Annotated in this window: 21 protein-coding genes and 1 other RNA gene; 7 read left to right on the forward strand and 15 right to left on the reverse strand. The window is 70.5% G+C overall.

All coding sequences use genetic code 11. From position 1 onward, the window contains the following. Positions 1-7 precede the first annotated feature (7 nt). The 15 genes from murB to QNA08_RS10280 form a co-directional block, all read right to left on the reverse strand. Positions 8-931 (reverse strand): UDP-N-acetylmuramate dehydrogenase, encoded by a 924-nt coding sequence (gene murB, locus QNA08_RS10210; protein WP_283740592.1) that lies wholly within the window; start codon positions 929-931, stop codon positions 8-10. Positions 932-972: 41 nt separating this feature from the next. After that, positions 973-2,415 (reverse strand): UDP-N-acetylmuramate--L-alanine ligase, encoded by a 1,443-nt coding sequence (gene murC, locus QNA08_RS10215; RefSeq protein WP_283740593.1) that lies wholly within the window; start codon positions 2,413-2,415, stop codon positions 973-975. After that, positions 2,412-3,536 (reverse strand): undecaprenyldiphospho-muramoylpentapeptide beta-N-acetylglucosaminyltransferase, encoded by a 1,125-nt coding sequence (murG, locus tag QNA08_RS10220; RefSeq protein WP_283740594.1) that lies wholly within the window; start codon positions 3,534-3,536, stop codon positions 2,412-2,414. The genes murC and murG overlap by 4 nt, the downstream gene beginning before the upstream one ends. Positions 3,537-3,541: 5 nt before the next feature. After that, the gene (locus QNA08_RS10225) at positions 3,542-4,699 is read right to left on the reverse strand and encodes an FtsW/RodA/SpoVE family cell cycle protein (RefSeq protein WP_283740595.1); all 1,158 of its coding nucleotides are present in this window, start codon (positions 4,697-4,699) and stop codon (positions 3,542-3,544) included. Positions 4,700-4,702: 3 nt separating this feature from the next. Continuing rightward, positions 4,703-6,157, reverse strand: a complete 1,455-nt coding sequence (gene murD / locus QNA08_RS10230; protein WP_283740596.1) for a UDP-N-acetylmuramoyl-L-alanine--D-glutamate ligase — start codon at positions 6,155-6,157, stop codon at positions 4,703-4,705. Positions 6,158-6,164: 7 nt separating this feature from the next. Beyond that, a complete protein-coding gene (mraY, locus tag QNA08_RS10235; protein WP_283740597.1) occupies positions 6,165-7,271 on the reverse strand; it encodes a phospho-N-acetylmuramoyl-pentapeptide-transferase in 1,107 nt (368 codons plus the stop codon). Between the two features lie 18 nt (positions 7,272-7,289). Beyond that, complete coding sequence (locus tag QNA08_RS10240) at positions 7,290-8,726, reverse strand: UDP-N-acetylmuramoylalanyl-D-glutamyl-2,6-diaminopimelate--D-alanyl-D-alanine ligase (RefSeq protein ID WP_283740598.1); 1,437 nt, start codon at positions 8,724-8,726, stop codon at positions 7,290-7,292. Further along, positions 8,723-10,174 (reverse strand): UDP-N-acetylmuramoyl-L-alanyl-D-glutamate--2,6-diaminopimelate ligase, encoded by a 1,452-nt coding sequence (locus QNA08_RS10245; RefSeq protein WP_283740599.1) that lies wholly within the window; start codon positions 10,172-10,174, stop codon positions 8,723-8,725. Before QNA08_RS10245 ends, QNA08_RS10240 begins: the two co-directional genes overlap by 4 nt. A 30-nt stretch (positions 10,175-10,204) precedes the next feature. Further along, the gene (locus QNA08_RS10250; RefSeq protein WP_283740600.1) at positions 10,205-11,989 is read right to left on the reverse strand and encodes a peptidoglycan D,D-transpeptidase FtsI family protein; all 1,785 of its coding nucleotides are present in this window, start codon (positions 11,987-11,989) and stop codon (positions 10,205-10,207) included. An 11-nt stretch (positions 11,990-12,000) separates the two neighbouring features. Further along, positions 12,001-12,387, reverse strand: coding sequence for a cell division protein FtsL (gene ftsL / locus QNA08_RS10255; RefSeq protein ID WP_283740601.1), 387 nt, complete (start codon positions 12,385-12,387; stop codon positions 12,001-12,003). Continuing rightward, positions 12,387-13,424, reverse strand: coding sequence for a 16S rRNA (cytosine(1402)-N(4))-methyltransferase RsmH (gene rsmH / locus QNA08_RS10260; RefSeq protein WP_283740602.1), 1,038 nt, complete (start codon positions 13,422-13,424; stop codon positions 12,387-12,389). Before rsmH ends, ftsL begins: the two co-directional genes overlap by 1 nt. Then, a complete protein-coding gene (gene mraZ / locus QNA08_RS10265; protein ID WP_283740603.1) occupies positions 13,421-13,924 on the reverse strand; it encodes a division/cell wall cluster transcriptional repressor MraZ in 504 nt (167 codons plus the stop codon). Before mraZ ends, rsmH begins: the two co-directional genes overlap by 4 nt. Positions 13,925-14,268: 344 nt before the next feature. Continuing rightward, an RNA gene (rnpB, locus tag QNA08_RS10270) (RNase P RNA component class A) lies at positions 14,269-14,668 on the reverse strand. 152 nt (positions 14,669-14,820) lie between these two features. Next, positions 14,821-15,495: a lytic transglycosylase domain-containing protein gene (locus QNA08_RS10275; protein WP_283740604.1), complete on the reverse strand. Its 675-nt coding sequence runs from the start codon at positions 15,493-15,495 to the stop codon at positions 14,821-14,823. A gap of 132 nt (positions 15,496-15,627) precedes the next feature. Next, the gene (locus QNA08_RS10280) at positions 15,628-16,209 is read right to left on the reverse strand and encodes a lytic transglycosylase domain-containing protein (RefSeq protein WP_283740605.1); all 582 of its coding nucleotides are present in this window, start codon (positions 16,207-16,209) and stop codon (positions 15,628-15,630) included. A 340-nt stretch (positions 16,210-16,549) separates the two neighbouring features. On the opposite strand from QNA08_RS10280, the gene QNA08_RS10285 reads away from it, so the two are divergent. The 7 genes from QNA08_RS10285 to QNA08_RS10315 all read left to right on the forward strand — a co-directional run bounded on the left by QNA08_RS10285 (position 16,550) and on the right by QNA08_RS10315 (position 22,854). Then, entirely contained in the window at positions 16,550-16,804 is a 255-nt protein-coding gene (locus QNA08_RS10285) for a hypothetical protein (protein ID WP_283740606.1), read from the forward strand. Between the two features lie 73 nt (positions 16,805-16,877). Next, positions 16,878-17,591, forward strand: a complete 714-nt coding sequence (locus tag QNA08_RS10290) for a TerB family tellurite resistance protein (RefSeq protein ID WP_283740607.1) — start codon at positions 16,878-16,880, stop codon at positions 17,589-17,591. A gap of 17 nt (positions 17,592-17,608) precedes the next feature. Continuing rightward, positions 17,609-18,397 carry an N-acetylmuramoyl-L-alanine amidase gene (locus QNA08_RS10295; protein ID WP_283740608.1) on the forward strand — a complete coding sequence of 263 codons (789 nt, stop codon included), beginning with the start codon at positions 17,609-17,611 and terminating at the stop codon, positions 18,395-18,397. A gap of 90 nt (positions 18,398-18,487) precedes the next feature. Further along, on the forward strand, positions 18,488-20,146 hold the full coding sequence (locus tag QNA08_RS10300; RefSeq protein WP_283740609.1) for an efflux RND transporter periplasmic adaptor subunit: 1,659 nt from the start codon (positions 18,488-18,490) through the stop codon (positions 20,144-20,146). A gap of 12 nt (positions 20,147-20,158) precedes the next feature. Continuing rightward, positions 20,159-20,911 carry an ABC transporter ATP-binding protein gene (locus QNA08_RS10305; protein ID WP_283740610.1) on the forward strand — a complete coding sequence of 251 codons (753 nt, stop codon included), beginning with the start codon at positions 20,159-20,161 and terminating at the stop codon, positions 20,909-20,911. Beyond that, positions 20,908-22,140: an ABC transporter permease gene (locus tag QNA08_RS10310; protein ID WP_283740611.1), complete on the forward strand. Its 1,233-nt coding sequence runs from the start codon at positions 20,908-20,910 to the stop codon at positions 22,138-22,140. The genes QNA08_RS10305 and QNA08_RS10310 overlap by 4 nt, the downstream gene beginning before the upstream one ends. 252 nt (positions 22,141-22,392) lie before the next feature. Next, complete coding sequence (locus QNA08_RS10315; protein WP_283740612.1) at positions 22,393-22,854, forward strand: Lrp/AsnC family transcriptional regulator; 462 nt, start codon at positions 22,393-22,395, stop codon at positions 22,852-22,854. Positions 22,855-22,985: the final 131 nt, after the last annotated feature.

Genomic DNA, 22,985 nt, shown 5'->3' on the forward strand with positions numbered 1-22,985 from the left:
GCGGCGATCAGGGGGCCTGCAGGCCCACCCGCTTGATCTCCCACTCCAGCATCACGCCGGAGTGCTCCAGCACACGCCTGCGCACTTCCTCGCCGAGGCCCTCGATGTCGGCGGCCGTGGCATCGCCGTGGTTGACGAGGAAGTTGCAGTGCATCTCCGACACCTGCGCGCCGCCGCGCCTGAGGCCCCGGCAGCCGGCGGCGTCGACGAGTTCCCAGGCACTGCGGCCGTCGGGGTTCTTGAAGGTCGAGCCGCCGGTGCGCGTGTTCACCGGCTGGGTGGAGGAGCGCGCCTCGGTGATGGCATTCATGCGCGCCGCGATCGCCTCGGGCTCGCCGGGCCGGCCCTGGAACAGCGCGTCGACGAAGACGAGATCCTCCGGCGCGCCGCAGTGGCGGTAGCCGTATTTCATGTCGGCGAGGGCGAGGACATGCGCCCTGCCCTGCCGGTCGAGCGCCCGCGCCTCGACGAGGATGTCCTTGACCTCGCCGCCATAGGCGCCGCCATTCATGCGCAGCGCGCCGCCGACTGCCCCGGGGATGCCGCGCAGGAAGGAAAGCCCGTCGATGCCCGCCTCCGCCGCCGCCCGCGCCACCTTGACGTCGGGCGCCGCAGCCCCGGCGCGGATGCGGCATCCGGCCTCCACCGTCACCTCGGCGAAGGCCCTGCCGAGGCGCAGCACGACGCCCGGCACGCCGCCGTCGCGGATGAGCAGGTTCGACCCCAGGCCGACGACGAGGAGCGGCACCTCGCCGGGTAGATTGGCGAGGAAGAGGGCGAGGTCGGCCTCGTCTGCCGGCATGAACATGACCTGCGCCGGTCCGCCGGTGCGGAACCAGGAGAGGGCCGCCGTCGGCGCATTCGCCTCCAGCCGGCCGCGCAGGCCCGGCATGCGCGCCGCGAGCTCGGCGGTGATGTCGGGAAAGGTCATGGGCCGTCCTCCGCCGTCACATGCGGCACATGCCCCTCACCCTAGCCCTCTCCCCGCAAACGGGGAGAGGGGACGGGGGTTTCAGCATCGGCGGCAAGTTCTCCCGGCAGCGCATAGGCCCAGTTGGTGATCGTGCCAGCGCCGAGGCAGACGACGTAGTCGCCGGGCTTCGCCATGCCGCGCACGAGCCCCGCGAGCGCCTCCGGCGCCTCGAGCGGCAGGACGTTGCGGTGGCCGCGGGCCTTGAGGCCGGCAACCAGGCTGTCGCGGTCGAAACCGTCGATCGGCTGCTCTCCGGCGGCGTAGACCGGCGCGACGATGACGGAATCGGCGTCGTTGAAGCAGGTGCAGAAGTCATTGAAGAGGGCGGAGAGACGCGTGTAGCGGTGCGGCTGCACGACGGCGATCACCTGCCCCGCCGTCGAGGCGCGCGCCGCCTTGAGCACGGCCGCAATCTCCACCGGATGGTGCCCGTAGTCGTCGTAGACCGTGACGCCGTTCCATTCGCCCGTGCGGGTGAAGCGCCGCTTGACGCCGCCGAAACCGGCGAGCGCCTTGCGGATCGCCTCCGCGCCCATGCCGAGCTCATGCGCCACCGCGATCGCCGCCGTGGCGTTGAGCGCGTTGTGGTGGCCGGGCATGGGCATGACGATGTCGTCGATCGCCGTCTCGCGGCCTGTCTTGCGGTCGCGGATGAGCACGCGGAAGCGGCTCTTGCCGCCATTGAGGTCGATGTCGACAAGGCGCACGTCGGCTTGCGGGTTCTCGCCGTAGGTGACAACGCGCCGGTCCTCGATGGTGCCGACGAGGTCCTGCACCGTCGGATGGTCGATGCACATCACGGCGAAGCCGTAGAACGGCAGGTTCTCGACGAAGGAGCGGAAGGCCGCCTTGATGGCGTCGAAGGTCTTGAAGTGGTCGAGATGCTCGGGGTCGATGTTGGTGACGATGGCGACGTCGGCCGGCAGCTTCAGGAATGTGCCATCGGACTCGTCCGCCTCCACCACCATCCAGTCGCCGGCGCCGAGGCGGGCGTTGGTGCCGTAGGCGTTGATGATGCCGCCGTTGATGACGGTGGGGTCGAAGCCGCCGGCATCGAGGAGCGTGGCGACGAGCGAGGTGGTCGTCGTCTTGCCGTGCGTGCCGGCGATGGCGACGCAGGTCTTGAGCCGCATGAGCTCGGCGAGCATCTCCGCGCGGCGCACCACCGGCAAGCGCTTCTCGCGCGCCGCGGCGAGCTCGGGATTGTCGCGCCGGATCGCCGTCGAGACGACGACGACCTCGGCCTCACCCAGGTTCTCGGCGGCGTGGCCGACGAGAACCTTCGCCCCCTTCTCGCGCAGGCGCTTGACGTTGGCGTTGTCGCTCGCGTCCGAGCCCTGCACCGTATAGCCGAGGTTCATCAGCACCTCGGCGATGCCCGACATGCCGATGCCGCCGATGCCGATGAAGTGGATGGGGCCGAGCTCGCGCGGCAGCTTCATGAATTGCTCTCCGAATGGGGACCGAGCCGCCCGACGCGCATGACGAGCGCGGCGAGGCGCTCGCCGGCGTCGGGGACGCCGGCGCTCTTGGCCGCCTCGGCGGCGCGGGTCAAGCCCTCGGGGATGGCGAGGCGGGTCGCGATCTCCTCGGCGAGCCGCTCCGGGGTAAAGTCGTCCTGGCGGATCACGGTCGCCGCGCCGACACTGCCGAGCGCGGCGGCATTGGCGGCCTGATCCTGATCGAGCGCGTGCGGCAGCGGCACCAGGATCGCCGGGCGGCCGATGACGGCGAGCTCGGCCACCGTGGAGGCGCCGGAACGCCCGACGACCAGATGTGCCCGGGCGATGCGCTGCGGCAGGTCGGCGAAGAAGGGCTCGACCACGGCCTCGACGCCGAGCCGCGCGTAGGTCTCGCGGACGCGCGCCAGATCCTCGGGGCGCGCCTGCTGGGTCAGCGACAGCCGCGCCCGCAGCTCGACAGGCAGGCGTTCGACGGCCGCCGGCACGACGTCGCTCATGACGCGCGCGCCCTGGCTGCCGCCGAAGACGACGACGCGCAGCCTGTCTCCCGCCCCGAGCGGCTGGAACGGCACCTCCGCCGCCTCGAGTACCGCCGGACGCACGGGATTGCCCGTATGCGTGAGGCGGCCGCGCAGGCCCTCCGCGACCTTGCCCACCCCGGGAAAGCCCGTGGCGATGGCCGAGGCGCGGGCCGCGAGGAAACGGTTCGCCCGCCCGAGCACGGCGTTCTGCTCGTGGATGATCGCCGGCACGCGCAGGAGCGCGGCGGCAAGCACGGGCGGCACCGTGGGATAGCCGCCGAAACCGACCACGACCGCTGGCCGGCGGGCGCGCATCAGGCCGCGCGCCGTCCAGACGCCGCGGGCGAGCGTCAGCGCCGCTTGCACCGCCGCCGGAAGGGAGCGCCCGGACGGCGTGGCGGACGGGATCTCGAAGATCGCGTCGGCCGGGAAGGCGCCGGCATATTTCGCCGCGCGCCCGTCCGTGGCGAGCGACACGCGTATGCCGCGCCGCGCCAGCGCCACGGCGAGCGCCTCGGCCGGGAAGAGATGCCCCCCGGTGCCGCCGGCAGCGATGAGGACGAAGGGATCGGACGCCACGACGCTCACGCTCCGTAGGCCCGGCCGACCGTGGCCGGGGCGATGCGGTCGAGGATTTCGGCGCGCGGCCGCTTGCGGGTCAGAGCGATGAGGAAGCCCATGCCGAGCGCGAGCGAGAACAGGGACGAGCCGCCGTAGGAGATGAACGGCAGCGTCATGCCCTTCGCCGGCAGGAGATGCACGTTCACCATCATGTTGATGCAGGCCTGGATGCCGAAGAGCGTCACGAGCCCGGTGATGGCGAGGCGGCAGAACGGCTCCTCGTTGCGTTGCGCCAGGATGAGGCCGCGCAGGACGATGAAGGCGAACAGCACCACGACGCCGACGCAGACGATGATGCCGAATTCCTCCGCCGTGACCGAGAAGATGAAGTCCGTATGGGCGTCGGGCAGGATGCGCTTGACCGTGCCCTCCCCCGGCCCCTTGCCGAACCAGCCGCCCTGCAGGAAGGATTCCATCGCGGTGTCGATCTGGAAGCTGTCGCCCGAGTCCTTGTCGAGGAAGCGCTCGATGCGCGCCCGCACGTGCGGGATGAGCTCATAGGCGAGGAAGAGGCCCGTGACGCCGGCCCCGCCGATGCCCGCCACCCAGAAGATGTGCAGGCCCGCAGTGAAGAAGAGCGCCGCCCAGACGATGGTGACGAGCATGGTCTGGCCGATGTCGGGCTGCAGCACGAGCGGCACGATCGTCGCCGGCAGAAGAAGCACGGCGAGGATCGTGCCCGGCATGTCCTTGCGCCGCGCCCCTTCCGAGAACAGCCAGGCGGCGAGCACTACGAAGGCGGGCTTGACGAATTCGGACGGCTGCACCGTGATGCCGGCGATCGACAGCCAGCGGCGCGAGCCCTTGACTTCCGGGCCGATGTAGAGCGCCGCCACGATGACACCTATGCCGACGAGATAGGTGACGAGCGCCGCACGCCGCACGTAGCGCGGCGACAGGAATGACGTCGCCAGCATCAGCGCGACGGCCGGCACCAGATAGAGCACCTGCCGGTTGATGAAATGGAAGGTCGGCAGACCGAGCCGCTCCGCCACCGGCGGGCCGCCGCCCATGAGGAACACGAGCCCCGCGACCATCAGCGTGACGAGCGCCGCGAGCAGCAGACGGTCGACCGTCCACCACCATTCGCCGACGAGGGTACGTTGCGCGCGCGAGGCCATGGCTCAGCTCCTCGGAAAGGGCGCGAGGCCGGGCAGGGCGAGGACGAGATCGCGGAAGCGGTCGCCGCGCACCTCGAAATTCGGGAACTGGTCGAAGGAGGCGCAGGCGGGCGAGAGTAACACCACCGGCTCCTCCGCCTCGGAGCGCGCCGCATCCTCCGCCGCCGCCGCGATGGCCCTCTCCAGCGTGCCGCAGCGGGCATAGGGCACCTTGCCGTCGAGGGTCGCGGCAAATTCCTCCGTCGCGGCGCCGATGAGATAGGCCTGCGCGATCCTGGGGAAATGGGGCGCGAGGGGCACGATGCCGCCGTCCTTCGGCTTGCCGCCGAGGATCCAGTAGATCGTGTCAAAGGAGGTCAGCGCCTTCTCGGCGGCGTCGGCGTTCGTCGCCTTGGAATCGTTGACGAAGAGCACGGGGCCGATGCGCCCCACTTGCTCCATGCGGTGCGGCAGGCCGGGGAAGCTGCGCATGCCGTCCGCGATCTTGTCGTGCGGGACGCCGAGCGCGGAGCAGGCGACGAAGGCCGCCGCCGCGTTCTGCGCATTGTGGGCGCCGCGCAGCGAGCCGATGCCCGTGAGGTCGAGAAGATGCTCCGCGGCGATGCTCCCGCTCGCGTCGAGCTGCACCTGCCGCACGAGATGCGGGGGGTGGTAGAAGATGCCGCCGGCGACGCGGCTTGCGACCGAGATCGCTCGCACCCGTCGTTTCATGTCGTAGAGGCGGCCGTAGACGGCGAGCCCGTACTCGTCATCGACTCCGACGACCGCCGTCTCGGCTGTTTCGACGAGCCGCGCCTTGATGGCGGCGTAGTTCTCCATCGTGCCGTGGCGGTCGAGATGATCGGGCGTGATGTTGAGCAACACCCCTACCGTCGGCGCGAGCGAAGGCGCGAGATCGATCTGGTAGGACGAGCACTCGATGACATAGACGCGGTTCGGCGCCGGCGGCTCGAGGGAGAGCACCGCCGTCCCGATGTTGCCGCCCATCTGCACGTCCCATCCGGCGCGCCGCAGGATGTGAGCGACGAGTGCCGTGGTGGTCGACTTGCCATTGGTGCCGGTGATGGCGACGAGAGGCGCGAGCGGACCTGCCGCGCCTGTGGTCTCGGCGGCGCCGGGCGCGACGGGCCGCTTCGCCCGTTCGCGGCAGAACAGCTCGATGTCGCCGATGATCTCGACGCCCGCGGCCTTCGCGAGCGGCACGGTCCAATGCGGGGCGGGATGCGTCAGCGGCACGCCGGGCGACAGCACGAGGGCGGAAAGGCCGCTCCAGTCAGCCGTACGGAGATCGAGGATGGGAACGCCCCGGGCGGAGGCATTGGCGCGGCCCACCTCTCCGTCGTCCCAGGCGACGACCCTCGCGCCGCCGACGAGAAGCGCCTCGGCGGTCGCAAGGCCCGAGCCGCCGAGCCCGAAGACCGCGACACGCTTGCCCGCGAAGCTGGTGATCGGGACCATCGGCGCCTCACCTGAGCTTCAGCGTCGACAGCCCGACGAGGGCAAGCACGACGGAGATGATCCAGAAGCGGATCACCACCTGTGGCTCCGTCCAGCCGAGCTGTTCGAAATGGTGATGGATGGGCGCCATCTTGAAGACGCGCTTGCCCGTGAGCTTGAACGAGGCGACCTGGATGATGACCGACAACGCCTCTAGGACGAAGAGGCCGCCGACGATGGCAAGCACGATCTCGTGCTTGGTGGCGACCGCGATGGTGCCGATGAGGCCGCCGAGCGCGAGCGAGCCCGTGTCGCCCATGAAGATCTGCGCCGGCGGCGCATTGAACCACAGGAAGCCGATGCCGGCACCGATGAGCGCGCCGCAGATCACCGCGAGCTCGCCCGTGCCGGGCACGAAGTGGATCTGCAGGTAGTTGGCGAAGATGGCGTTGCCGGCGAGATAGGCGATGAAGCCGAAGGTCGCGGCCGCGATCATCACCGGCACGATGGCAAGGCCGTCGAGCCCGTCCGTCAGGTTCACGGAATTGCCGGCCGCCACGATGATGAAGGCCCCGAAGACCACGAAGAACCAGCCGAGGTCGAGCAGCACGTCCTTGAAGAAGGGGATGGCGACCGAGGTCGCCAGCATGTCGCGCGCGGGCGGCAGGGCCCCGCGGCTGGCGATGACGATGGCGATGCAGGCGAGGCCGGCGATCAGCGCCTCGATGGCGAGGCGCGAGCGGCCGGAGAAGCCCTTGTGCGACTGCTTCGTCACCTTGAGGAAGTCGTCGTAGAAGCCGATGGCCCCGAAGCCGACCGTGACCAGCAGCACGATCCAGACATAGGGGTTGCGCAGGTTCGCCCACAGCAGCGTCGAGACGATCACGCCCGAAAGGATCATCAGGCCGCCCATGGTGGGCGTGCCCTTCTTGGTGAGGAGATGCGACTGCGGCCCGTCCTCGCGGATCGGCTGGCCCTTGCCCTGGCGCACGCGCAGCATGGAGATGATCGCCGGGCCGAACATGAAGACGAAGAAGAGCCCCGTCGCCGTTGCCGCGCCGGTGCGGAAGGTGATGTAGCGGAAGACGTTCAGGACCGGGATGGCGGCGCTGAGGTCGGCGAGCCAGGTGAGCATAAGGTGCGGTCTCCGAAGTCAGGCGCTCGCCTCGAGGGGGCGGGACGCGGCCGGAAAGCGGTCCTTCAGGGTGGCGACGATCCTCGACACCTTGGTTGCCTTCGATCCCTTGACCATGACGGCGTCGCCGCCGCGCAGGGCCTCGATCACCATGGGCTCGAGATCGGCCGCGGTCCCCGCATAGCCGCCACGACGCTCGCCCGGCAAGGCCTGCCACAGCTCGCGCATGAGGGGCCCGGCGGCGAAGATGAGGTCGATGCCGTTCTCCTCCACCGCCTCGGCGAGGTCGCGGTGCAGCGCCGGCCCCTCCTGCCCGAGTTCGAGCATGTCGGCGAGCACGGCGATGCGCCGCCCCCGGTGGCCGGGCGCCGTCTGGCCGAGATTGGCGAGGGCCGCGCGCATGGAGGCGGGATTGGCGTTGAAGCTCTCGTCGATGAGGACGATGTCACCGCCCGCGAGAGACAGGCGCGTGCGCTCGCCGCGCCCGACAGGGGCCTCGAGCTGGCCGAGCGACAGGGCGGCGATGGCGAGGTCGGCGCCGAGCACGTGCACGGCGGCGAGCACGGAGAGGCTGTTGAGCGCGATATGGCGACCGGGAGAGCCGAGCCGGTAGGTGACGGGCAAGCCGAAGACGCGCGCCTCGACGATCGAGAGGTCGGGCTGCGTGATGATGCGCTGGGCGCGCACGTCCGCCTCCTCGTGCACGCCGAAGCTCACGACGCGCCCGGCGGGCGAAGCGGCGGCATGCGCCTTCAGCCGCTCGAACTGCGGGTTGTCGCGGTTGAGGATGGCCGTTCCGCCGGGCTCCAGCCCCTGGAACACCTCGCCCTTGGCGTCGGCGATGGCCGCGACCGAGGGGAAGAAGGCAAGATGCACCGGCTCCACGGTCGTGACGATGGCCACCTGCGGCCGCACCTGGCGTGTGAGCGGCAGGATCTCGCCGGGGGCGTTCATGCCGATCTCGAAGATGCCGTAGGCACAGTCGCGCGGCATGCGGGCGAGCGTCAGCGGCACGCCCCAGTGGTTGTTGTAGGAGGCGACCGAGGCATGTGTGCGGCCCTGCCGGCCGAGCGCCAGGCGCAGCGCCTCCTTCGTACCCGTCTTGCCGGCGGAACCCGTGACGGCGACGATCCTCGCCTCGCTGCGGGCACGCGCGGCCCGCCCCGCCGCCATCATGGCGGCGAGCACGTCGTCGACGACGAAGAGCGGGCCGAGATGCTTCAGCTCCCCGGCATGAGCCTCGTCGACCACGGCGGCGGCGGCACCATTGGCGAGAGCATCGGCGACGAAGTCGTGGCCATCGCGCGCCTCGCCCTTGATGGCGAAGAACAGGTCGCCGGGCATCAGCGTGCGCGTGTCGATCGAGGCGCCGCCGACCTCATCCGGCAGCCCGCCGTGCGCCCGGGCGCTGAGCACGGTGAGAAGTTCAAGGCCGGTCCACAGGGGTTGTGTCATCGAGAAAGCTCCGCGACGGCCGCGCGCACGGCGTCGTGATCCGAGAAGGGGAGCGTCCGATCACCCACGATCTGGCCCGTTTCATGACCTTTGCCCGCGACGACGAGGACGTCGCCGGGCTCGAGTTCCCGCACGGCGGTGCGGATCGCCTCGCCCCGGTCTCCGATCTCGCGCGCGCCGGGCGCCGCCGCAAGGATTGCGGCGCGGATCGCCGCCGGTTCCTCGGAGCGCGGGTTGTCGTCGGAGACGATGACCACGTCGGCCCGCTCCGCCGCGATCCGCCCCATGATCGGGCGCTTGCCGGCATCCCGGTCGCCGCCCGCCCCGACGACGACGAAGAGCCGGCCGGCGGTGTAGGGCCGCAGCGCGTCGAGCACCTGCGCGAGCGCGTCCGGCTTGTGCGCATAATCGACGACGACGAGCGCGCCGTTCACCTCGGCCACGCGCTCGAGCCGCCCCTTGACGCCCGCAAGATGTGCGAGCGCGCCGAGAGCCGCGTCCGGCGGCTCGCCGGCCGCGATGGCGAGCCCCGCCGCCACGAGCGCATTCCATGCCTGGAAGTCGCCGGCGAGCGGCAGCAGAATCTCGTGTCTTGCTGCCCCGAACCGGATCGTCAGGCGCTGGGTGAAGCCTTGGCGCACGGCCTCTACCAGCGCAAGGTCGCGGCCCGCGCGACCGACGCTGAGCACGGCCAAGCCGCGCTTCAGCGCGGCCGCCTCCACCGCCCCGGCCTCCGGCGCGTCGGCATTGACGACGGCGGTGGCGCCCGTGGGCATGAGCGTGTCGAACAGGCGCAGCTTCGCCGCGAGATAGTTCTCGACCGTCGGATGGTAGTCGAGGTGGTCGCGCCCGAGATTGGTGAAGGCGGCGGCGGTCAGCCGCACGCCGTCGAGCCGGCGTTGGTCGAGCCCGTGCGAGGAGGCCTCCATGGCAAGATGCGTGACGCCCTCTTGGGCGAGCCGGTCGAGCGTCTCGTGCAGGCTCACGGGATCCGGCGTCGTCAGCGAGCCATAGACGGTACCCGACGGCGCCACCACGCCGATGGTACCGAGGCTCGCCGCGGCATGGCCGCAGGCGGCGAAGAGCTGGCGCGCGAAGTCGACGACCGAGCTCTTGCCCGCCGTGCCCGTGACGGCGACGATCGTGCGCGGCTGGCGCGGGTGAAGCCGCGCCGCGGCCAGCGCCAGCGCGCGGCGCGCGTCGGCAACCTGCGCATAGGCGACCTCCGCCGGAAGGCTGGCGGGGCGCGCCCCCTCCCCCACGACGGCCGCCGCGCCGCGCGCGGCCGCATCCGCCACGAAGCGCATGCCGTCAGCCTTCGTGCCCGGCACGGCGACGAAGAGGGAGCCGGCGCGCACCAGGCGCGAGTCTGCGGTCAGCGCCGCCACGGGCCTCTCGGCGGCGGCACCGGTCGCGAAGACCTCGGGCAGGAGTTCGGCGAGCTTCATTGTTCGGCAATCTTCATCGTCATGCGTTCGTCACTGCTGCGAGCCCCAGGCACCGAGCCGCACCATCGTCGGGAAGGGTTGCACGGGCGGCTCGAAACGCGGTGGTAGCCCGAGGATGGGGGCCACCCGCTCGATGATGCGGCCCGTGGTCACGCCGGCGTTCCAGGCGGCAGTGGCATAGCCGTAGGTCTCCGGCAGGCCCTGCGGCTCGTCGTAGATCGTGAGGAAGAGATATTTCGGCTTGTCGGCGGGAACCGTGGCCATGAAGGTGGTGAAGTTCTTGTTCTTGGCGTAGCGGCCGTTGATGACCTTGTCGGCCGTGCCGGTCTTGCCGCCGACGAAATAGCCCGGCACCGAGGCCTTGGTCGCCGAGCCGCGGGTGGCGTTGAGGCGCATGATGTAGCGCATGGCCTCGCTCGTCTCGGGCTTGATCACGCGTGTCGCCTCGGCTCTTGCCTCCTCCTCGCTGCGCTTGAGGAAGGTCGGCTTCATGAGGTAGCCGCCGTTGACGAGGGCCGCCACCGCCGCGGCCGCCTGGATGGGCGCCACCGCCAGGCCGTGGCCGTAGGAGATGGTGATGGTGTTGAGCTCGCCCCAGCGCGGCGGCAGGATCGGCTCGGCGCTTTCCGGCAGCTCGGTGCGCAGGCGGTCGAGCTGGCCCATCTTCTTGAGGAAGGCCTTGTGCCCCTCCACGCCGATGGTGAGCGCCATCTTCGCCGTGCCGATGTTGGAGGAGTAGATGAACACCTCCGGCACCGTGAGGATGCGGTTCTTGCCGTGATAGTCGCTGATCTTGAAGCGGCCGTAGCGCAGGGCGCTGCGGGCGTCGAAGCTCGAATTGATGCTCACCTTGCCGCTGTCGAGCGCCATCGCCGTCGTCAGCGCCTTGAAGGTGGAGCCCATCTCGAACACGCCGACGTTCATGCGGTTGATGCGGTCCTTCTCCAGCGCGTCGACAGGATTGTTCGGGTCGAAGTCGGGCAGCGAGACGAGCGCGATCACCTCGCCGGTGTTGACGTCCATGACGAGCGCAGCAACGGCCTTGGCCTTGAACTTCTCCATGCCCTTGACGAGCTCGTCGCGCACCGCGTGCTCGGCGTTGGCATCGAGGGAGAGCTGTACGGGCTTCAGGTCCGCGGCCGAGCGGGCGAAGCCTGCCCCGAGCAGGTCCTTGAGCCCCTGGTTGTCGATGTATTTCTCGATGCCGGCAATGCCCTCGTTGTCGACATTGGCGAAACCGAGGACGTGCGCGGCCACGGGCCCGTTCGGATAGACGCGCTTGTGCTCCGGCAGGAAGCCGACACCCGGGATGCCGAGGCGATGCACCTCCGCCTGCTGGCGCGGCGTGATCTCGCGCTTCACCCAGACGAAACCCTTCCTGGTGCCGAGCTTGTCGCGCAGCTCGCGGGCATTGAGGTCCGGCAGCACCGCGGTCAGGAGTTCCGTCGCCTCGTCCTTGTCGATGATGTTGCGCGGCTCGGCGAAGACCGACACCGTCTTCACGTCGGTGGCGAGAACGACACCGTTGCGGTCGACGATGTCTGGCCGCGCCGCGGCGATGGCGGAGGACGCGGCGCGCCGCGCGCTGTTTGCCGCATCGGGCGCCAGGGCCAGCATCGCGAGGCGTCCGATGATGAGGAGGAACAAGGCCGAGAAGGCGACGGCGACAAGGCCGACGCGCGCCTCGCTCTTCTCGGAGCGCATGCGGAAAAGGTCGCGCACGAAGGCGAGGATGCGCCGCAGCCGGCTCGGACGGGGCTCCGCGCCGGGCTCGCCCGCTTCGCTCCGGGCGACCGGAGAGATGTCTTCCTGCATGGCCACCTCCCTCACGGCGTCGCGGTCGAGGACGGGGTGCGCGCTTCACCGACGCGGTCACCCTGCGGTGTCGGCCCGAGGCCGAGCGCCTCCAGCTTGCGGCCGATCTCGTCGATCTTCGGCTGGCGCGTGGGGATGTCCGACATGCGTACGATCTGGTTGATGGAGAGCGGCTGCAGGTCGAGGTGCCGCTCGGCCAGCACCTGCAGACGGTCGGAGCGATTGAGATGCTGCCATTCGGCGCGCAGCACCGCTATGGCGTCCTTCTCGCGCTGGATGCGGCTCTTCAGCTTGGCGACCTGCTCGGCATAGTAGATCGTGTCGTACTTGATCGAGTAGGCATAGCCCGCCGAGGCGACGAGCGCCGCGATCGCGATGATGTGCAGGAAACGCATCATCAGCGCCCTCTCCCCTTCGGTTGCGGCAGTTCGGCGAGCGCCCGCACGCTGTCGTCGAGGCCTCTCGCCGCCGCCTCCGTCCGCTCGGCCGCCCTGAGCTTGGCGGAGCGCGCCCGCACATTGGCGGCGAGTTCGTCCTCGGAGGGGGACACCGCCCCCTTCGTGACGAGCGTGAACGTCGGCGCCTCGGCGGGCGCCCCCGGCAGGTGGCGCGAGCCTGTGCCCACCCGGCCGGAGCGGCGCGCGAGGAACTGCTTGACGATGCGATCCTCGAGCGAGTGGAAGGTCACGACGACGAGCCGCCCGCCCGGAGCGAGCACACGCTCGGCCGCGGCCAGCGCGCGCACGAGCTCGCCGAGCTCGTCGTTCACCGCGATGCGCAGCGCCTGGAAGGTGCGCGTCGCCGGATGCGGTGCGTTCGGCTCGGCCCGCACGACGGTGGCGACGATGTCCGCAAGCTGCTTGGTGGTCGAGATGCGGCCGCGGCGCCGCGCCTCGACGATGGCGTGCGCCACGGCCCGCGAGCGCCGCTCCTCGCCGTAGTGATAGATGATGTCGGCGAGCTCGCGCTCCCCGGCGTGATTGACGAGGTCGGCCGCGCTGGGCCCCGCCTGCTCCATGCGCATGTCGAGCGGCCCCTCGAAACGGAAGGAGAAGCCGCGCCCGGCCTCGTCGAGCTGCATGGAGGACACGCCGATGTCGAGCACGACGCCGTCGAGCGGCACAAAGCCATGGGCTTGCGCGACGGCATCGAGATCGCCGAAGCGCGCCTCCGTCAGCACGAGCCGCCCGGCGGACGCGGCGACGAGATCCGCACCGCCGGAGACCGCCGAGGGGTCACGGTCGAGTGCGAGCAGGCGCACGCCGGGAGCGGCGTCGAGAATGGCGCGTGAATAGCCGCCCGCCCCGAAGGTGCCGTCGAGATAGAGGCCGCGCGGCTTCGGCGCGAGGCTTGCAAGCACCTCCCGCAGGAGCACGGGAACATGACGGGCCGGTCCGCCAGCGGCGCCGGCCGAGCCGTCGCCGCGGCCCGTCATTGTTCCCGTGCTCCGGGAGGAACGCCGCCCGGAAGCGCAGCCGTGGCCGCGCCCCTGGCCGCACCGAGCGACTTCTTGAGATCCCGCACCTTGGCGCGCGCCTCCTCGAGATGCGCGCGGAAGCGTTCGGGCTCCCAGATCTGGAATTTGTGGCCGTGCCCGACGAAGGTGACCGCATCCGCGATCCCCGCATGGGCCCGCAAGGCTTCGGTCAGGATCACACGCCCCTCCGGATCGACCTTGAGCACCTCGCTCGTGCCGAGCAGCGCCGTCGACAGGTGGTCGCGCTCGTCCGAGTAGGGCGAGAGCGTCGACAGGAGCCCGTCGATCTCCCGCAAGAGCGCGTTGCCGCCCGCATCGAGCGCCGGACTGTCCAGCGCCGGATGCACGTAGAGCCCCTCGAAACCGTCCCGCGCCAGCACCGAGCGAAAGGACGCCGGGATCGACACGCGTCCCTTCGCATCCAGCCGATTGGTGAAGTTGGACACGAAGCGGTCCATGACCCGCGGCCCGCGCCGTCCCCTTCATCGCCCCTGACCGAGGCGTGTCGCCCGCGACGGCGCCGCGCCCCATCCCGACGCCCGGCAAGACAGCCGCACGCTCGGTCGAGCCGCAACCTGCGCGGCCCCCGTGCGGTGCGACGCGGCTCGTCGACGGCGGGATGATTTGGGATATCATGGGACCATATGGTCGTCAACGGAATCGGGCGCCCGAATGGCGTCATTCGCCCTCGTCGCGATCACACCGCGTTAAGGTTAACGAACCGTTGAATCGGCATGGATTTCCGGTTGCTGGAACGTCACGGCACAACTGCTGCGGCGGTATCCGAGGCAGGGAATGAGAAGGCGCCAGCCGGCCTGTAAGCCGGGTTCTGTAAGGCCCGGGTCGCCCCGGGCGTGACGGCCATTCCTCTGGGACGGCCGTTACCGGCCGCCTCGAGCAACCAACCCGGGCGACGAGCTTGGAAACCTGCCTGGACGCCGAAACGCCCTGTCGCCCCTATTCGGTTTTGCTCCCGGTGGGGTTTACCGTGCCGCCGACGTTGCCGCCGACGCGGTGCGCTCTTACCGCACCCTTTCACCCTTACCCCGGAGGCCGTGGGCCTCGGCGGGGCGGTTTGCTTTCTGTGGCACTGTCCCTGGGGTCGCCCCCGCCGGATGTTATCCGGCACCGTGTCTCCATGGAGCCCGGACTTTCCTCCGCCCGTGGGTCGCCCCGCAGGCAGCGGCCGTCCGGCCGACTGGCACCCTTGGGATAGGGATGGCGGCGCCCGGGGTCAAGGACGGCAACGCCGCGGCCACGGGGGCCGCGGCGTTGCCGCCGGCAGAAGCGACGCAGCGCGGAAGGAACCTGCCGGGCCGCGCCCGGCGCCTCGGCCCTCGCCTCAGCTCTCGGCTCAGCTCTCCTGGCCCGTGGCGAGGCTCGCGGCTATCGTGCGCACCTTGGCGCAATAGGCGAGGTTGGCGCGGCTCATGCGCGTGGCGTAATGGCCGCCCTGGTAGCGCATCACCGTGCCGCAGGTGTCCCCGCCAGCCAGACGGTAGGCCCCGGCGAGATACTTCACGCCGTATTCGATGTTGGCCTCAGGGCTGTACAGCCCGGCGGGCGAGCCGGTGTAACCGACGCCCCGCGCCGTGCGGTACTTGATCTGCATCAGGCCGATGGCGCCGGCGTTATGGGCCCGCGGGTTGTAGCGGCTCTCGATACGCACCACCGCGTCGACGAGGGCGAAGGGCACGCCGTTGGCGGCGGCGTGCCTGGCCATGAGATCGCGATATTGTTCGCGCGCCGGCACGTCATAGCCGAGGGCGCTGCCCGGCTTGACGTAGCCGGCCTTGGCGCGCTTGCCGCCGGCGGACGCCCCCGCCTCGGCCGGGGCGCTCTCTGCTGGCTTCGCGCCGCTGAACAGGCTTTCGAACAGACCGGGCTGGCGGGGCGTCTCTGTCTGCTGCGGGGCGGCCGCAGCCGCCTCGACCTTCGCGAGCCGGCTCGCAGGCGACTTGGCGAGCACGGGCGTGGCCGCGATGAGCGCGGCAAGACCGATGACGCCAAGCGTCCGATGGTTCTTCAATGCGATACTCCTCGACACTGACAACGAGGATCCACTGCCGCCGGACACGCCTGTGGCCTCCGGGCCTTGCCTTCCGGCGAGACGCTGGCTGCGATGGATCGGGGGGGGGGGGGGGCGTCGGCCCGGGCGGCCTCAGCGCAGTTCGGCGAGATGGGTCTTGACCCTGGCGCAGTAGGCGCGCGCCGCGTTGGTCATGCGTCGGGCGCCGTGCCCGGCCTGATAGCGCAGCACGGTACCGCAGGTCTCCCCGCCGGCGAGCCGATAGGCCTGGGCGAGATAGCGGATGCCATAGCGCAGGTTGGTGTCCGGATCGTAGAGCCCGGCCGCACCCCCGCGATAGCCGAGTGCCTGGGCCGTGCGGGCGTTGATCTGGGTGAGCCCGACGTTCGGACCGTTCCTGGCGCGGGCGTTGTAGCGGCTCTCGATGCGCACCACGGCATCAGCAAGGCCGAAGGGCACGCTGTTCTCGCCGGCGTGCTTGGCGATGAGCGCGCGAAAGGCCGACGAATTCACCGCGGCGGCTGCGCGGCGGCCCTTGCGTGACGTCGCGTCGGCCTCGGAAGGGAGGGCGCCCGTGGAGGGCTCCGGCGCCGCCGCGCCGGCAGCGTCCTGACGGGCGGCGACCAGCTGCCGATCGCCATCCTCCGCAAAGGCGAAGGATCCCGGCAACACCGAGGCCGCGACCGCGGCTGCGAGCACAGTCGTCCTGATCATATGAGCGACCCCTGACCGCAGTTGGCTCTTTATTGGCAGAGATAAATTGCGTTGAAATTTGGCAATGATCAGGCAGAATAAGGACTTTAATGGGTTATAGAATTATGTTACCGAAACAATACGTAATTAATTGCTTATTAACTACTGAATTACTTTGTATTAGTGAATTCGCAAGAAATCGGTAGGCCGATCCCCAAACGGAAGGATGTGGCGCGCCCGTTCGCGCCAGTCCTACCGCCCTACCGCGCTTGGCGCGACATAACGCAGCAGCTACAATGGAACTATCTCTCCTGCCCGCGCGTTGCTGACAGCGGAGTGGAAGCGAGAGGGAGCTGCCCCCATGAAGAAATGGCTGGCTATCGGGGTCGTCGCGCTCAGCGTGGCGGCCTGCTACACGCCCGAGGAACGGGCCGTCGGTGGTGCGCTGATCGGCGGCGCGGCGGGTGCGGCGATCGGCGGCGCGGCGACGGGCCGTGCGGGCGGCGCCGTCGCGGGCGGCATCATCGGCGCGGCCGGAGGCGCCATGATCGGGGCTGCCACCGCTCCCTGCCGCACCTATTATTATCGCGGCCGGCGCTATCAAGAGTGCTACTGATCGTCCGGATGGACGATTCGGACCGTCGAAGCGGGCTTCGGCGGTCCCTTCCGCGTGAGCAAGCAAGACGGGTATGTGGGGCAAGATCGGAGGCGCGGGCCTGGGGCTCGCCATCGGCGGGCCGCTGGGAGCGCTCATGGGCGCGCTTGCCGGGCACGTACTGGTCGATCGCGAGGGCGCGCCCTTCGGCCGCGCGGCAAAGGAAGCGCTCTTCACCACCGGCCTTGTCGCCCTCTCCGCCAAGATGGCGAAGGCCGACGGCGTCGTGACCCATGACGAGGTGGCCGCCTTCCGCCGCATCGTCGACGTGCCGCCCGGCGAGGAAGGCAACGTCGCGCGCCTCTTCGACCTCGCGAAGGCGACGACGGCCGGCTTCGAGGCCTATGCACGGCAGATCGCCGACGCCTTCCGCGACGATCCCGCATTGCTCGAGGACATCGTCGACGGTCTGTTCCTCATCGCCAAGGCCGATCATGCGCTGCACGAGGCGGAGTTGCGCTATCTCGCGGCCGTCGCCGCCATCTTCGGCTTCGCGGAGAGCGATTTCGCCCGCATCGAGGCCCGCCACCTGCACTGCGACGACGATCCTTACGTCGTCATCGGCGCCGATCGGTCCATGCGCGACGAAGCGCTGAAGCGCCACTACCGCCGCCTCGTCGCCGAGACGCATCCCGACCGCGAGATCGCCCGCGGCCTGCCACCCGAAGCCGTGAAGATCGCCACCGACCGGCTTGCCGCCATCAACGCCGCGTGGGACAGGATCGCGCGCGAGCGCAACCTCGCCTGAAGCGCACCCACGTTCTCATGACCGACCGCCCAGCCCCCGACAGCCCCGTCGCCGCCAAGGTGTTCCCCTCGCCCAACCACGGCGAGCGCAAGAGCGCGGACGGCAGCCCGCGCCGGCCGGACATGCTCGTCCTGCACTACACCGGCATGCCCGACACGGGCGAGGCGCTGAACTGGCTGTGCAACCCCGTCTCCGAGGTGTCGGCGCATTATTTCGTCTTCGAGAACGGCCACGTCCTGCAGCTCGTGCCCGAGGCGCGCCGGGCCTGGCACGCCGGCCGTGCCTCGTGGGCGGGGGAAACCGACATCAACTCCGCCTCGCTCGGCATCGAGATCGCCAATCCCGGCCACCCCGGCGGCATGCCGCCCTATCCTGCTGCGCAGATCGCGGCGCTGACGGCCCTGTGCCAGGACATCGTCGCGCGCTGGCACATCCCGGCGGAGCGCGTCCTCGCCCATTCCGACGTCGCGCCCGCGCGCAAGCTCGATCCCGGCGAGACCTTTCCCTGGGAGGCGCTGCATCGGGCCGGCGTCGGGCACTGGGTGCCCCCCGCTCCCGTCCGCGGCGGCCGCTTCCTCAGCCCGGGAGACGCCGGCCAGCCCGTCGAGGCCCTGCAGGCCATGCTCGCCATGTACGGCTACGGCCTGTCCATCTCCGGCCGCTATGATGCGGAGACCGAGCAGGTCGTCGCCGCCTTCCAGCGCCACTTCCGGCCCGAGCGTGTCGACGGCGTGGCGGACGCCTCCACCATCACGACCCTGCGCGACCTCATCGCCTCCCGCCCCGGCCGCATGGCCGTTGCCTGAAGCGAGATTACCGCGAATTCACTCGCCCCCCGGCGCGGCTTTCGCCATGATCCGCCCGCCGCCGAGGGGCGGTCCGGAGCGAGGTGAAACGTGCGGCGAGTGTGGATTGTCGGCGGGGCTGCGGTCGCAGCGGGCCTCTTGGCGGTTGCCTTCGGCTGGAGCGCCACGCGCGAGGCGAACGGCGCAGCCTATCGCACGGCTCCGGTCGACCGTGGCACGATCGTGGCAACGGTCAAGGCGACGGGCACGCTCACCCCCGTGACCACCGTGCTCGTCGGTTCTCAGCTCTCGGGCCAGATCGTCGAGATCCTGGCCGACTACAATTCGCCGGTCAAAGCCGGGCAGGTGGTGGCGCGCCTCTACAGCGAGCAGATCCGGACCCGACGCGATGCAGCCAGCGCCGACCTTGCCCAGGGCGAGGCCGACGTCGCCCAGCGCCGGGCCCAGCGCGACCGCGCCCGGGCGACGCGCCAGCGCTCGGAGGCCGCCCTGCAGGATCTCCTCGCCCAGCGCGACCGGGTTGTGGCCCAGCTCACCGACGCCCGCCGCACCTACGAGCGCCAGAAGGAGCTGTTCGAGCGCGGCACGGGCTCGCAGAGCGCCTACGACAGCGCCAAGACCCAGGCCGACGTGCAGGCGGCCACCCTCGCCTCGACCGACGCGCAGATCGCCTCCGCCAGGGCCGAGCTCGTCGGCCAGGATGCGGACATCGCGCTGGCCGAGGCACAGCTGAAGTCAGCCGAGGCCGTCGTCCTCGCCCGCCGGGCGAAGCTCAGGGACATCGAGATCGATCTCGAGCGCACCGAGATCCGCTCGCCCGTGGACGGCGTCGTCGTGCAGCGCCAGATCGACCTTGGCCAGACGGTCGCGGCCTCGCTGAATGCCCCGACGCTCTTCACCATCGCCCAGGACCTGCACCAGATCGACATCTACGCCAATATCGACGAGAGCGACGTGGGCCGCATCCGCGAAGGCCAGCGCGTCATCTTCACGGTGAACGCCTATCCCAATCGCACCTACGAGGGCCGCGTGCGCATGGTCCGTCTCGGCGCCCAGACCATCCAGAACGTCGTCACCTACACGGGCGTGATCGGCGTCGACAACGCCGACCTGTCGCTGCTGCCCGGCATGACGGCGAACCTGCAGATCGTCACCGATGAGCGGCGCGACGTGCTGCGCGTCCCCAACGCGGCGCTGCGCTTCAAGCCGGTGACCGGAGCGACGGCGGATGCCCCTTCAGCGGGGGCGAAGTCGCCGGTGCGCGTTGCCCCGCTGCAGGAGCTGCGCGAGCGCATCGCGGCGGAGGTGAAGCCCACGCCCGACGAGGCGAAGGCGATCGAGGCGATTCTGGACGAGGCGCGCCGTGCCGCGGGCGCCCGCGCCCAGGAACTCGCCGACGAGGAGCGGCGCGCCGCCCTGCGCGCGGCCCGTCAGGACCTCATGGACAGGATCGCCGCCGCGCTCACCCCCGAGCGCAGGGCGCGCTTCGAGGCGCTCGCCCGGGAGCTGCGCGCCGAACGCGCCGCGGGCGGCGGAACGGGCACACGCGGCCGCGTCCACGTGCTCGACCGCGTCGGCGAGCCGAAGGCCGTTCCCCTGCGCCTCGGCGCGACCGACGGCAGCTACACCGAGCTTCTCGGCGGCGACATTGCGGAAGGCGCGGCGGTCGTCGTGGGCGGCGGCCCGAAGCCCGCAGCCGAAGCGGCGGCGGCGCCCGCCCGCGGGCCGCGCGGCCCGCGCCTGTTCTGAGGCGCGACGGCCATGGCGCCCACGCCGCTGCTCGAAACCCGCGGCCTTACCCGCGTCTACGATCTCGGCGGCACGAAGGTCGTGGCGCTCTCCGGCGTGTCGCTCGACGTGGCGCCGGGCGAGTTCGTCGCAGTCATGGGGCCGTCGGGCTCGGGCAAGTCGACCTTCATGAACCTCGTCGGCTGCCTCGACCGGCCCACGAGGGGCTCCTACCGGCTCGATGGCGCCGATGTCGAGCGGCTCGACGCCGACGGCCTCGCCCGCCTGCGCAACCGCGCCATCGGTTTCGTCTTCCAGCAGTTCAACCTGCTGCCCCGCCAGGACGCGCAGACGAATGTCGAGCTGCCGATGGTCTATGCTGGCGTCGAGCGGCACAGGCGGCGCGAGAAGGCCTTGCAGGCGCTCACCCGCGTTGGCCTCGCCGGGCGCGCGCACCACCGGCCGATGCAGCTCTCCGGCGGCCAGCAGCAGCGCGTCGCCATCGCGCGCGCCCTCGTCAACGATCCCCGCCTCATCCTCGCCGACGAGCCGACGGGCGCCCTCGACAGCCGCACGGCGCTCGAGATCCTCGCCCTCTTCCAGGCGCTGAACCGCGAGGGCGTCACCATCCTCATCGTCACGCACGACGCCGAGGTGGCGCGCCATGCCGCGCGCGTCGTGCGCTTCCGCGACGGACACATCGTTGCCGACGAGCGTCAGGTGGCCTCCGACGCCGCCGCGGCGCTGGCGCAGCTTGCGCCGACGGCGGAGGAGGTGACGGCATGAGGCTTTACGAGGCCCTGCGCGCCGCGCTCTCGGCCATCGCCGCCAATGCCCTGCGTTCGGCGCTCACCATGCTCGGCATCGTCATCGGCGTCATGGCGGTGATCGCCATGGTGGCGATCGGCTCCGGCGCGCGCGACGTGGTGACCCGCCAGATCAAGAGCCTCGGCGGCAACCTCGCCATCGTCTCGCCCGGCAACGTCACGCAGGGCGGCGTGCGGCTCGGGGCCGGCGCCGCCTCGACGCTCACCGACGAGGACGCCCGCGCCGTCGAGCGCGAGGTGGAGGGCGTCGTGGCCGCCGCCCCCTTCGTGCGCGGCTCGGCGCAGCTCGTCCATGGCGGCAGCAACTGGGCAACGTCCGTCTATGCCGTCGACCTGGCCTATTTCACCGCGCGCGAATGGGAAGTGGAGGCGGGCCGCCTCTTCGACCCGGAGGAGATCCGCCGCGGCGAGATCGTCGCCGTCATCGGCCGCACCGTGGCACAGAACCTCTTCGGCGACGCCGACCCCGTCGGCGAGACGATCCGCATCCGCAACGTGCCCTTCCGCGTCATCGGTGTCATGGCGGCGAAGGGCCAGTCGAGCTTCGGCCAGGACCAGGACGACGTCGTCTTCGTGCCGCTCGATGCCGGCCGCAGCCGCGTCATCGGGCGCAACTTCGCCAAGAACCGCTCCATCGGCTCGATCTTCATCAAGTTCCGCAGCGAGGAGGACATCGCCCCCGGCATCGAGGCGACGCGCGCGCTCCTGCGCCAGCGCCACCGCCTGACGGACGACACGGAGGACGACTTTTCCATCCGCAACCTCACCGAGATCGCCGAGACCGTCTCGGCGAGCGCCAACACCCTGTCGCTGCTGCTCGCGGCGGTGGCCGGTGTGTCCCTCCTCGTCGGCGGCATCGGCATCATGAACATCATGCTCGTGTCGGTGACGGAGCGGACACGCGAGATCGGCCTGAGGCTCGCCGTTGGTGCCCGCCCGCGCGACATCCTCGGCCAGTTCCTCATCGAGGCGACGACGCTTGCCACCATCGGCGGGGCGGCAGGGGTTGCGCTCGGCATCGTCGCGGCCCGGCTCGTCGCCGGCGCCTTCGGCTGGCCGACACTCATCTCGCCCGAGGCGATCGTGATCGCGGTCGCCTTCTCCAGCCTCGTCGGCATCTTCTTCGGCTTCTACCCCGCCCGCCGCGCCGCCCGCCTCGACCCGATCGAAGCCCTGCGCCGCGAGTGAAGGGCCGCGGCCCGTGCGGCGTCATCCCGGAAACGATAACGGTGCCGGCAGGGGTGCGACGGCCGCTGCATCTTCCGGTTCACCCGCATCGGTTCTTCGTCCTGGGCTCCCCGCTCCGCTCGGCCCCGGGACGACCGTGGATGGTTCCCGCGCGCCCCTCCACGCGCTTGCCATGCGCCGTGCCTCTTGCGAGCGTGGCGCCGGCTTGCCCCAAGCCGAACTTGCAAGCCGAACGAGAAGGATCGGCGCCCGATGGCCGAGCTCGACAAGATCGACCTGAAGATCCTCCGCCTCCTGCAGGCGGACGGGCGCATGGGCAATGCCGAGATCGCGCGGCGGGTGAACCTGTCACCGGCCGCCTGTCACCGGCGCGTGCAGGCGCTCTTCACCGGCGGCTACGTCACCGGCGTGCACGCCCGCATCGACCCCGCCAAGGTGGATCTCGGGGTGCTCGTGCTGGTCGCGGTGGTGCTCGACCGCTCGACGCCCGAGAGCTTCGCCGCCTTCGAGGAGGCGGCGCTCGCCAATGCCGCGATCCTCGAATGCCACCTCGTCGCCGGCGACTTCGACTACATGCTCAAGGTCCGCGCCCGCGACATCGACGATTTCAACGCCTTCCACGGCTCCAAGCTCATCGCACTGCCCGGCGTGCGTCAGACGCGCACCTTCTTCGTGCTGAAACAGGTGCGCGACGCCGGCCCCCTGCAGTTCTGACCGCCGTCGCCGCGGCGGCAGATGATTGATTGAAAAATGGCGCCTTCTCGCGAATGATCGCAGCTGTTCATGGAATCTGACGCACAATAGCCCTTGCGAGGCCGCTCATCTTTGAAAGGACATTCGCCTGG

It is taken from the genome of Chelatococcus albus, from assembly GCF_030067675.1.
In the GTDB taxonomy this organism is placed as follows: domain Bacteria; phylum Pseudomonadota; class Alphaproteobacteria; order Rhizobiales; family Beijerinckiaceae; genus Chelatococcus_A; species Chelatococcus_A albus.